The 11,835-nt window shown below is 39.2% G+C and carries 9 protein-coding genes and 1 tRNA gene; 8 read left to right on the top strand and 2 right to left on the bottom strand.

Annotated elements, in window-relative coordinates; translation table 11 throughout:
* Positions 1 to 41: 41 nt before the first annotated feature.
* Both dinB and F3D68_RS04570 read right to left on the bottom strand, forming a co-directional pair.
* Entirely contained in the window at positions 42 to 1,100 is a 1,059-nt protein-coding gene (dinB, locus tag F3D68_RS04575) for a DNA polymerase IV (RefSeq protein WP_151193281.1), read from the bottom strand.
* 3 nt (positions 1,101 to 1,103) lie between these two features.
* Entirely contained in the window at positions 1,104 to 2,327 is a 1,224-nt protein-coding gene (locus tag F3D68_RS04570) for a multidrug effflux MFS transporter (RefSeq protein WP_151193280.1), read from the bottom strand.
* Between the two features lie 231 nt (positions 2,328 to 2,558).
* On the opposite strand from F3D68_RS04570, the gene tig reads away from it, so the two are divergent.
* From tig to miaA, 8 genes are all read left to right on the top strand, one after another.
* Positions 2,559 to 3,875: a trigger factor gene (gene tig / locus F3D68_RS04565; protein ID WP_151193279.1), complete on the top strand. Its 1,317-nt coding sequence runs from the start codon at positions 2,559 to 2,561 to the stop codon at positions 3,873 to 3,875.
* A 146-nt stretch (positions 3,876 to 4,021) separates the two neighbouring features.
* Complete coding sequence (gene clpP, locus F3D68_RS04560) at positions 4,022 to 4,633, top strand: ATP-dependent Clp endopeptidase proteolytic subunit ClpP (protein WP_117002513.1); 612 nt, start codon at positions 4,022 to 4,024, stop codon at positions 4,631 to 4,633.
* Positions 4,634 to 4,714: 81 nt separating this feature from the next.
* Complete coding sequence (gene clpX, locus F3D68_RS04555; protein WP_151193278.1) at positions 4,715 to 6,025, top strand: ATP-dependent Clp protease ATP-binding subunit ClpX; 1,311 nt, start codon at positions 4,715 to 4,717, stop codon at positions 6,023 to 6,025.
* Between the two features lie 11 nt (positions 6,026 to 6,036).
* The gene (gene lon / locus F3D68_RS04550; RefSeq protein ID WP_151193277.1) at positions 6,037 to 8,388 is read left to right on the top strand and encodes an endopeptidase La; all 2,352 of its coding nucleotides are present in this window, start codon (positions 6,037 to 6,039) and stop codon (positions 8,386 to 8,388) included.
* Between the two features lie 132 nt (positions 8,389 to 8,520).
* On the top strand, positions 8,521 to 8,826 hold the full coding sequence (locus F3D68_RS04545) for an HU family DNA-binding protein (RefSeq protein ID WP_263478727.1): 306 nt from the start codon (positions 8,521 to 8,523) through the stop codon (positions 8,824 to 8,826).
* A gap of 17 nt (positions 8,827 to 8,843) precedes the next feature.
* Positions 8,844 to 8,919, top strand: a tRNA-Val gene (locus F3D68_RS04540).
* A gap of 138 nt (positions 8,920 to 9,057) precedes the next feature.
* The gene (locus F3D68_RS04535; protein ID WP_151193276.1) at positions 9,058 to 10,788 is read left to right on the top strand and encodes a SurA N-terminal domain-containing protein; all 1,731 of its coding nucleotides are present in this window, start codon (positions 9,058 to 9,060) and stop codon (positions 10,786 to 10,788) included.
* A 20-nt stretch (positions 10,789 to 10,808) separates the two neighbouring features.
* Positions 10,809 to 11,729, top strand: coding sequence for a tRNA (adenosine(37)-N6)-dimethylallyltransferase MiaA (gene miaA, locus F3D68_RS04530; protein ID WP_151193342.1), 921 nt, complete (start codon positions 10,809 to 10,811; stop codon positions 11,727 to 11,729).
* The last annotated feature ends 106 nt before the right edge of the window (positions 11,730 to 11,835 follow it).

The following is an 11,835-nucleotide window of genomic DNA, read 5'->3' as shown; positions in this document are numbered from 1 at the left end:
TGTTGATGATATTCAGCAGCTCTTAGCGAGTCAAGAGCTTATCACAAAGCCAAGGGAATTTGTTTAACAGGTTGTTCACTGAGTTTGACACCAAGTCCAAGTAAACGAATAGGATTGCTTTGTTTGTGATATAGGTTGTCAAAAAGCAGTAAATAGAGATTAAGTTCACTACTTTCTATGTGGCGTTCAATGCTGGTTTTATGAAATGTATTATCAGTAATTTTAATAAAAATACCCTCAATACATAGTGTGTGTTCAGGCTTGAGTCTTGCTAAAAGCTCTTGATGTAATCGTGTTAATGCCTTTAGGCAGTCATCTTTTGTGGTTAGATCGTGTTGATAGGTGTGCTCAACGCCTAATGACTTACGAATACGTTTTGGATTGACTACGCGTCGATCAATGCCGCGACAATAGTCATATAAACTGATGCCAAGTTTGCCAAAATGATGCTCAAGCGTTTTGATATCAAGCCTTTGCAAATCAGCGCAGGTGTTAAGTCCCATTTTTTGCATTTTATCTTCCGTCACACTGCCAACACCAAAAAGCTTACCAACGGATAGATCTTGAATAAATTTATCTACATCCTGCGGGCGAATAACGTATAAGCCATTGGGCTTGTTGATGTCACTCGCGATTTTGGCTAAGAGTTTGTTTGGCGCAATACCGGCTGAGGCGGTAAGCCCCGTTTCTTTCAAAATCTCTTTTTTTATAGCTTGTGCCATTAATGTCGCGCTATTGGCGTAACTTTTGATATTGGTTACATCAATGTAGGCTTCATCCAATGATAAGGGTTCAACGAGTGGACTGATACTTTTGAAAATATTGCGAATAATATTTGAAACACGCTTGTATTTATCAAAATCAGTGGGGAGTAATATTAAATCGGGGCATTTTTGCAATGCAATACGTGTAGGCATTGCAGAATGCACCCCATAGCTTCGGGCAATATAATTGCAAGTGCACAGAACACCACGTTTGATATTGTTGCCTCCAACAGCAAAAGGCTTATCACGAAGGGAAGGATTGTCTTTTTCCTCAACTTGCGCAAAAAAATAATCCATATCGATATGAATGATTTTACGTGTGGCAAAGTCACTCATGTTTTATGTCTTTGCTGTGTTTTTGTTTTTTCTATTTAAAGAAAGGGTTAAAGCTGATAATAAGATTAAGCTAGTGATTGACGTTGCGAGCATTGTTAGTGCCAGCGGGTAAGAGGTATTTATCGCAAAGAGTGTTGCCACTGAGCCAACCACTGAGCTGCCACCTAATTCAAGTGCACCAAACATTGCTGATGCCGCTCCTGGATAGGCGCCAAAAGGCTCAAGCGCACCACTGGCACCTGAGCCTGCGGTTAATGCGCAGCCAAAAGTTGCAAGCATGCTCGGACCAAAGAATCCCCAAAGACTCAAACCAAAGAGTTGATAAATCACAATAAGTAAAATGCCTGAAGATAATATCAATATGGATCCAAGGATAGATGTCTTTAGAACCCCTAGTTTATGCACAATTGCGCCAGAGATGATTGAGCCAACTAAAAAAGCACCACCTGCCATACCAAAGAAAACACCAATTTGTGAGCGTGGTTCACCAAGCGTTTGAATGATGTAGGGTGTCATTGAAAAGAGTGTGAAAAAGGCAGAAACACCCGCGATTGCAGGCAAGGTATATGCCCAGAAGGTGAGACTCTTGCAAATGCTACAGTAACGACTAAATAGACTGAAGTTAAAAGGTTTGCGATTATTAGGATGTGAGCTTTCTTTGACAAACAAAATGGTTAATATCAGTGTAAATGCACCAAGTCCCGCTAGAAAATAAAACACAGCATGCCATGGAAAATAAGCGGTTAATAATACACCTATGATGGGTCCCAAAATAGGTGAAATAGAGATCATGGCATTTAGAAAGCTGTAAATCATCGCGCTTTTCTTGCCAGAGAAAGCATCGCGAACAATGGCAAACGCACTCACAGACATGCCACAAGCGCCAAAGCCCTGAAGAATACGAAAGGCGATAAGCCAGCCGATATTGTTTGATAGTGAGCATAATAATGAGCCGATAAAAAATAAGCTCACTGATATAAAGAGTATTTTATAGCGCCCAAACTGGTCTGATAGTGGTCCTAAGATCAATTGACCAAATCCAGTGACAAGGAAGAATAATGATAAGGTTAACTGCACCATTTCTTGAGAGGTGTTTAAAATGGCTTTCATTTCAGGAATGACCGGCATATAGGTATCTAATGCCAATGCAAAACTAAATACAACGGGTGCTAATAAAAAGACCGTAATAACTGGTGAGTAAGGCCATTGGTAAGTTTTATGTGTCATGATATCTGTTTTGTTGTGGTGGGTACTTGTCTTATTTTGTCTTGTTGACAAGCATTTAATGCAAATTATTGTAGCTATTCTTGAGCTAAAGTCGAGTGCTTCTAATGACAAAATAAGCGGGCGCTTTAAATTCGAGCATTAAAGCGCTAGACAATTGAGCGGGCAAAATATAAACTCTGACCCTGAATTTTAAACCTTGAAAATATTAAAGAGTACAAATAAGGATTAGTAATGCAAGTATCTGTTGAAAAAAAAGAAGGCATTCATTGCGTTTTAAATATTGAGCTGCCAGCAGCTGAGATTGATACAGAGGTATCAAAGCGTATTCAGCGTATTGCTAAAACAGCGAAAGTAGATGGTTTTAGACCGGGTAAAGTACCTGCAGGTATGATCAAGAAAAAATACGGTGAGCAAGTACGTTTTGAAGTATTAGGTGATGTTTTACCTCATAAATACAGCAAAGCAATCCAAGAGCAGAAGCTAAATGCAGTCGGTGTTGAGATTGAGATCTTAAATAACAAAGAAGGCGAAGCGCTTAAGTTTAATGTTAATGTTGAACTTTTCCCTGAAGTAGTTGTTAAAGATTTAGATAAAGTCGCTGTTGAAAAACCAGTGGTTGAGCTAGGCGATGCGCAAACGGAAAAAATGATCAGCAATCTTCGCAAGCAGCTTGCAACATGGAAAGATGTTGAACGTGAAGTAAAAGCGGATGACCGTGTCACAATTGACTTTGTTGGTCGTGTTGATGGTGAAGTTTTTGAAGGTGGTTCAGCTAATGCCTCTGAGGTGACGATTGGTTCAGGTCAGATGATTCCAGGATTTGAAGATGGCATCATCGGCATGAAAAAAGATGAAGAAAGAACCATTGATGTGACTTTCCCTGAAGATTATCAAAATGATGAGCTAAAAGGCAAAGCAGCACAGTTTGACATCGTCGTTAAAAACATCAAAGAAGCAGAACTGCCAGAGATTGATGACAAGTTCGTTGAACAGTTTGGTATTAAAGGCGGCGTTGACGAGTTTTATGCTGAAATCAAACAAAACATGGCGCGCGAGCTAAAAAACGCGATTAATAAAACGGTAAAAACACAAGTGTTTGATCAGTTGGTTGATATTATTGACTTTGATGTGCCTAAATCTCTAGTCCAACGTGAAATCGATCGCTCTAAGCATGATCTGATTGAGCGTATGGGCGGTGCTAAGTCAAAAATGAAAGCTGAAGATATTCCTGATGAATTATTTAAAGCTAAGGCTGAGAAATCAGTCAAGCTAGGTTTAATTTTGCAAGCGATTGTGCGTGATCAGAAGTTTGAAGCGGATCAAGAAGGAATTGATGCCGTGATTGAAGAAATGGCATCTGTTTATGAAGATGCGCAAGAAGTACGTGATCACGTTAAAAATAATAAGAAAGAATTAGAAAACATCAAAAACGTTGTTGTTGAAAATAAGCTAGTTGATTGGGTGGTTGAGCAAGGTCAAGCCACTGAGAAAACAGAAGACTTCTTTGATTTAATCAAGAAAGTTTTACCACAAGGTGGCATGTTTTAATCAATGAATTAAAACAACGCAATTTGTGCCAGTAAAGCACTGGAGAAAATGAAATAATCAACTTAAACTAAGAGCCACGTTTGTGGCTTTTTTGTTATTAACTTGTCAGTGTAAACGCACTTGCAATATGGATATAAGGTGAAAATATGATTACAAATAATTTAGTTCCTATGGTTGTTGAACAAACATCGCGTGGTGAGCGCTCTTATGATATTTATTCGCGTTTATTAAAGGAACGCATCGTGTTTTTAAATGGCGAAGTCAATGATACCTCGGCTAATTTAGTTATTGCTCAATTATTATTCTTAGAATCTGAAAATCCTGATAAAGATATTTATTTCTATATCAACTCACCAGGTGGCTCAGTCACTGCAGGGATGGGTGTTTATGATACGATGCAGTTTATCAAACCTAATGTAAGTACGATTTGTATTGGTTTGGCAGCAAGTATGGGGGCTGTTTTATTAGCAGCAGGTGAAAAAGGCAAGCGCTATAGCCTGCCACATTCGCAAATTATGATTCATCAGCCATTAGGTGGTTTTAGAGGTCAGGCGTCTGATGTTGAGATCCATGCACGCAATATGTTAAGAATCAAAGAGCGCTTGAATCATGTGCTAGCGCGTCATACCGGTCAGTCTTATGAGCAGACGGTGAAAGATACGGATCGTGATAATTTTATGATGGCGGAAGAAGCAAAAGAATATGGTTTAATCGATCAGGTGATTGAGTCAAGAGCGCATATTCCAAGCGCTAAATAAAAAATAAAAGCTTGAATTTCTGCGTAATCGCCCGCAACTCGATGGGCGTTTATAATTTTGATTGTTTTTAGAGAGGAAAATATGCCAAGAAAAAGACGTGGCGATGGTGATAGTGGCAGTGGTCGCACGCTGTATTGTTCATTCTGTGGAAAGTCACAACAAGAAGTGCGTAAGTTAATCGCAGGACCTTCGGTTTATATTTGTAATGAGTGTGTGACCTTGTGTGAAGGTATCATTAAAACAGGTGGTTCACCAGCTTCAACACAAGAACCAGATTTATCAACAGCTGAAGGCAAACAAAGTTTACCTAAACCTGTCGATATCAAAAAACACCTTGATGAATATATCATCGGTCAAGATGCGCCAAAGAAAGTGTTATCAGTAGCGGTATATAACCATTACAAAAGAATTTATAACAAACAAAAGCAAGATGATGATGTGATGTTATCAAAGAGCAATATTTTGTTATTAGGACCAACAGGGTCGGGTAAAACCTTGCTTGCACAAACTTTGGCAAAAATGCTTAATGTCCCTTTTGCAATTGCTGATGCCACGACCTTAACCGAAGCAGGTTACGTCGGTGAAGACGTTGAAAATGTGATTCAAAAGCTTTTGCAAAATGCTGATTTTGATGTCAAAAAAGCAGAGCGTGGCATCATTTATATCGATGAGATTGATAAAATTGCGCGCAAATCTGAAAATCCATCCATCACGCGTGATGTCTCAGGAGAAGGCGTTCAGCAGGCTTTATTGAAGTTGATTGAGGGCACCGTTGCCTCTGTTCCGCCAAAAGGTGGTAGAAAGCATCCTAATCAAGATTTAGAGCAGGTTGATACAACGAATATTTTATTTATCTGTGGTGGTGCATTTGCTGGTATTGAATCAGTTATTCAACAACGAACTGAGAAGTCAGGCATTGGTTTTGGTGCTGATGTTTTCGGTAAAAATGATCAAGCGTCACATAACCGTTTACTTAAGCAAGTTGAACCAGAAGATTTGGTTAAATTTGGTTTGATTCCTGAGTTGATTGGTCGTTTACCAGTAATGGCTATCTTGGAAGAGTTGGATGAAGAAGCGTTGGTTAAGATCTTAACTGAGCCGAAAAATGCTTTGATCAAGCAGTATACGAAGCTATTTGAAATTGAAGAAGTGAATGTTGAGTTCACGCCTGAAGCGATTAAAGCAGCAGCTCATAGAGCCGTTAAGCGCAAAACAGGTGCGCGCGGACTGAGATCAATTTTAGAAAATGCGCTACTTAATATTATGTTTGAAGCACCATCAATTGAGAATGTTGAGAAGGTCGTGATTGATGAGGCAGCAATTAATGGTAAAGAAGAGCCATTAATTGTATTAAAAGATCAGGCGCAATTTAGATTAGCTTCAGCTCAATAAGGTTAACATGCATGCAATTATATTCTAATGATAAACAAAGTGTTGAAGAGTTAGTACCGGTTGTGCCATTAAGGGATATCGTCGTTTACCCTTATATGGCTGTGCCACTTTTTGTCGGTAGAGAAAAATCGATTGCTGCGATTAGTGAAGCGCATGCAACAAGACAAAAAGTCTTACTGATGACACAAAAATCAGATGATATTGATAATCCAAAAGTTAAGGATTTACATACCACGGGAACTTATGCCAAGATTCTGCAATTGATGAAGTTGCCAGACGGCACGTGTAAGGTGCTTGTTGAAGGCATTCGTCGTGCTAAGGTGCTTAAGTATTTTGAAGATACACCGTTTATCGCTGCTCAAATTCAGTTGATTGAGACAAAAAATGACTTAAATGATGTTGATGAAAGTGGATTTATCCGTGCGATTTTGTCGAGCTTCAAAACCTTGGCGGATATGAATGGGCAAATTCCTAAGGAAATCTTATCATCTATTTTGTCAGATACTAATTTAACGCGAATTATTGATACCGTCGTGGCACAAGCACATGCAACTGTCTCCAAAAAACAAGAAGTACTTGAAGCGGAAGGTTTGCAGCAACGCGCATCACTTTTGTTAAAGTTATTAATGGCAGAAACGGATGTATTGGAGCTTGAGCGTAACATCAAGGATCGTGTGAAGTCGCAAGTCGAGCGTAATCAACGTGAATACTATCTCAATGAACAGATCAAGGCGATCTATAAAGAGATGGGTGATGCTGATGAGGCTGAAGAATTTGAGCAATTAAAAGGAAAAATTGATACGGCGAAAATGTCAAAAGAGGCGACTGAAAAGGCATTGTCTGAGCTTAAGAAGCTTAAAACTATGCCGCCATCTTCGGCTGAGTCCTCCGTGTCACGTAATTATATTGAGACTTTAACGTCGCTGCCATGGTCAAAGCGCAGCAAAGTTAAAAAAGATTTAACGCAAGCAGAAGATATCTTAAATACGGATCATTATGGTCTTGAAAAGGTCAAAGAGCGTATTTTGGAATATCTAGCAGTGCAGCAAAGAATGCGTAAGCTTAAAGGACCTATTTTATGCTTAGTCGGACCTCCTGGTGTTGGTAAAACATCCCTTGGGCAATCGATTGCTAAAGCCACGGGGCGTAAATATGTGCGTATGGCATTGGGGGGTGTTAAAGATGAGGCGGAAATTCGCGGTCATCGACGTACGTATATTGGTGCGCTTCCTGGGCAAATTATGCAAAAAATCAATAAAGTGCAGGTAAACAATCCGCTATTTTTATTAGATGAAATCGATAAGATGTCAGCTGATTTTCGTGGTGATCCATCTTCTGCGATGCTTGAAGTATTGGATCCCGAACAAAACAATACATTTAATGATCATTATTTAGATGTTGATTATGATCTATCTGATGTGATGTTTGTCGCTACAGCCAATAGTTTAAATATCCCTGATGCTTTAAGAGATCGCATGGAAATTATTTATCTATCGGGTTACACCGAAGATGAGAAAAAGAATATTGCTAAGAACTATTTATTGCCACGAGCAATTAAAGACAATGGTTTAAAAGAAGCTGAAATTGCCGTTGCCGATAAAGTGATCGAGGATATCATTCGTTATTACACGCGTGAAGCTGGCGTGCGTCGTTTGCAGCAAGAGCTTAATAAGATTTGCCGCAAAGCGGTTAAGCATATCTTGTCTGCTAAAGATGGTAAGAAAGTCTCGGTTAACAGTAAAAACTTAGATAAATATCTTGGTGTTAGACGCTATGATTTTGGCTTAGCACAACAAGAGGATAAAATTGGACAAGTTACGGGACTTGCATGGACTGAAGTTGGTGGTGATCTATTAACGATTGAAGCGGTAACAACAGCAGGCAAAGGCAAGCTTAAAACGACAGGTAAACTCGGTGAGGTGATGCAAGAGTCGATTCATGCTGCACTAACCGTGGTGCGTACGATGGCAAAAGACTATGGTTTGGATGATGATTTCTATGAGAAACGTGATTTTCATATCCATGTACCAGAAGGAGCAACACCCAAAGATGGACCAAGTGCAGGTATTGCGATGTGTACGGCAGTTTTATCTTCGTTAACTGGTATTGCTGTTAAAAAAGATGTGGCGATGACGGGTGAAATTACCTTGCGTGGTGATGTATTACCTATCGGTGGCTTGAAAGAAAAACTCTTGGCAGCACTTCGAGGCGGTATCAAGACAGTTCTCATTCCATTTGAAAATAAAAAGGATCTGCAAGAGATTCCACAAAACGTAAAAGATGGTTTGGAAATCATTGCAGTGAAGCGAATTGAAGAAGTTTTAGCGCATGCGCTGATGTCAAAAAAAACCAAGAAAAGCTAAAAAAAGCTAAAAAAAATGGGAAAACATCAAAAAAACGTTAAAAAATCATGAATTAGCAATAAACCGTGTTGACGTGAGTTACTGTGCTTGCTATAACTTAGGCGAGTTAAGCGGCGGCAAGCCGCTTAAACAGTGAGTTATTCAACAACGAAAGAGGAAAGCATCGTGAATAAAAGTGAACTAGTAAAAGCAATCGCAGAAAAAGCTGACGTAACAAAGGATGTCGCTCAGCGCGCATTGGACGCGACAACTGAAGCGGTAACTGAAGCATTAAAAGCAGGTCAAACAGTGACGCTTGTTGGATTTGGTTCATTCCAAGTTCGTGAAAGAGCGGCGCGTGAGGGGCGCAATCCTAAGACAGGTGAGAAAATGAAGATCAAAGCTTCTAAATCACCTTCATTTAAAGCAGGAAAATTATTGAAAGATGCGGTGAACTAATATATAGTTCAGCTCGCGGGTGCTTAGCTCAGCTGGGAGAGCATCGCCCTTACAAGGCGAGGGTCGGGGGTTCGAACCCCTCAGCACCCACCACATCTTTAAAGGCATGCTTTTAGCATGCCTTTTTTGTTTTGGCTATTAAACACCGCAAAATGATTCACGAGCGGTATATCCCATGCTAAGATGTGACAACTTAATTTTAAGCTCAATGGAAGTAGGTAGTAGTGTCATATGTTGCAATCGATTAATGATAAATTTAAAGGTTGGATTACGTGGATTATCATCATCGCAGTGAGTGCGGTTTTTGTGTTAACAGGTATTAGTTACTTTTTTGTCTCAGGTGGTGTTTCACCACAGTCTGTGGCAAAGGTAGGAGACATACAAATCTCGCAAACTAGCTATCAGCAATCCTTATCTCAAAATATGCAAACGCAACCTTCACTTGATCAAAAAGCATTACAAGAGAAGACATTAAATCAATTGGTCGATCAAGCATTATTGCAACAAGATGCTACGGCATCGCATATTGCCATCACACAATCTGCGGTATCCACTGCAATTTTCCAAAATCCGGCGTTTGTTGAAAATGGACAATACTCGGCTAAACGCTTTGATGAGTTGGCAAAGCTCTATGGTGGTGCCGGCAATATTAAAGCACTGATCGCCAATAGCCTTTTGACCTCAAGTATTGTGACACCGCTATTGCAAAGTGAGTTTGTGTTAAGTGATGAGCAAAAAACACTAAGTGCATTAATGGGGCAAAAGCGTGAAGTGACTTATTATGATTTTGCTGCGAAAGATTATGCCAGTAAGATCAAGCCAACAGACAAAGAACTTCAAGCTTATTATGATGAACACAAAGCGCAATATGAGCAGATTGAGCAAGCCGTTGTATCTTATGTCAAACTATCATCTCAAGACTTTGTGAGTAAAGAGCCGGTATCTGAGAGTGAAGTCAATAGCTATTATCAAGCCAATAAAGATGCGCTTATGTCACCTGAGTTAAGATCTGGTGAGACAATCACAATTGATAAAAAGGCTAAAGATAGTAAAGCAATTGCTGATAAGCTTAAAGCCAATAAAGCATTAACGGCAGATGAGCTAAAAGAAGTTAAAATTGAACAGATAAAGCCATTATCACAAGCAGATGCTTCAGGCTTTGCGCAATTTGCGTTGTTTAATTTAACACTTGAATCACCTGTCAAAGAAACATCGGATAATGAATTTGTTAAATTAACAAAAATCATAGCACCTGCTGAGATGTCACTGTCAGAAGCAAAGCCTGTGATTGAAAAGATTCTTAAAAATCGTGCGGCATTGACTAAGTTTAATGAAGTGTTAACAAGTATTAATAGCAATAGCTTTGACCAAGTAGTCAAAGCCAATAAATTAACACCTGCAACGACAAATGCATTTGATAAAAATATGACAAGTGCAAATGTTGAAGGCAATGCCAAATTACAAGAAGCGGTGTTTGATCACAATAAAACGCAAGGCTTTATTGCCCAAGGTCAAACCGATGGCATTATCTACAAAGTTGATAAGATGATTCCGAAGCATACCTTAAGCTTTGCTGAAGTTAAAGATAAGGTCAAAACGGCGTATATTGCGACAGAGTCATTAGCGCAAGCGCAAAAAGCAGCACAAGATGCGCTTAAAGCTTTACAAGATAAAAAAGAAGTTAAAACGGTGAAAGCAAAAACCGAAACTATTTCACGCAGTGACTTCACCCTTGACCAAGACTTAAAAACAGCTATTTTCAGCGATGGTTTGAAGTCATACAAATTGGCAAAAAATGGCGAGTCTTATTGGGTATATGAAGTAGCAAAAGTCATTGATGGCACGGATCAATTACCAACGCAAGTGCTGCAAAACAACTATAGCAATATCGAGCTAAATGACTATTTGGTTGCATTAAAGAAACAATATAAAGTTGAGATTAATCATCAACTGATTCAATAATTACTTCCCCTATGTCTGTTATTTCAAAAAAAGTCTATGCCTTAGCAGGTCCTACTGCCTCAGGAAAAACGTCTCTTTCCATTGAGCTTGCCCAAGAAATGAATGCTGAAATTATCAGTGTTGATTCAGCGTTGGTATACAAGCGATTAGATATCGGTTCAGCTAAGCCAAATCTCTTGGAAATGAATGGTGTTGTCCATCATCTAATTGACATTATCGAGCCGTGGTTTAATTACTCGGTCAATGATTTTATCAATGATACTAAGCGATTGATTGAAGAGATTCATGCGCGTAACAAAGAAGTATTACTTGTTGGTGGTACGATGATGTACTTTAAAGCATTGCAAGAAGGTATATCTAAACTACCTGAAGCAGATGATAAAGTGCGTGACACCATAAAGTTACAAGGTTTAGCGTATTGGTATGACTTCTTGATGCATAAAGATCCTCTCACAGCCAACAAGCTTAATCCAAATGATCAACAGCGAATTGAGCGCGCCGTTGAAGTGATATTACTTACTGACCAACCTTATTCGCATATTATTGCTGAAAATGCCAAAGAGGGTGGTTTAGGTCAATCACTTAACTTATGTGCATTAGTTCCAAATGATCGTAAACATTTGCATCAGATGATTGAAAAGCGCTTTATGCAAATGCTAGATAATGGTTTTTTAAAAGAAGTTGAAGGGCTTAAAAATCTAGCGCTTATGCATGCTGATTTGCCATCAATGCGCAGTGTCGGTTATCGTCAAGCATGGCAGTATCTGGATGGAGAGTATGATTATAATCAATTTGTTGCCAAGGGAATTGCGGCAACACGCCAATTAGCCAAGCGCCAGTTAACGTGGGTTCGTAACTGGCAGCAACCGATATTTACGATTGATGCTAATTTAGAGTTTGATGAGAAGCTTAATCAAGCGTTGCGAGTCTTTAATTGCTAAATTATTCTGCCTTTGCCTTTCTGATAAAGAGCTAAGCATTAAGCGTATCAAGCTTGAGTGAATATGCTTTTTAGACTACAGTTTGTTTTGAGAGTCGATTTAGAAA

The organism is Cysteiniphilum sp. JM-1 (genome assembly GCF_008711525.1).
Lineage (GTDB): Bacteria > Pseudomonadota > Gammaproteobacteria > Francisellales > Francisellaceae > Caedibacter.
This window is presented reverse-complemented; position numbering and strand designations above follow the sequence as displayed.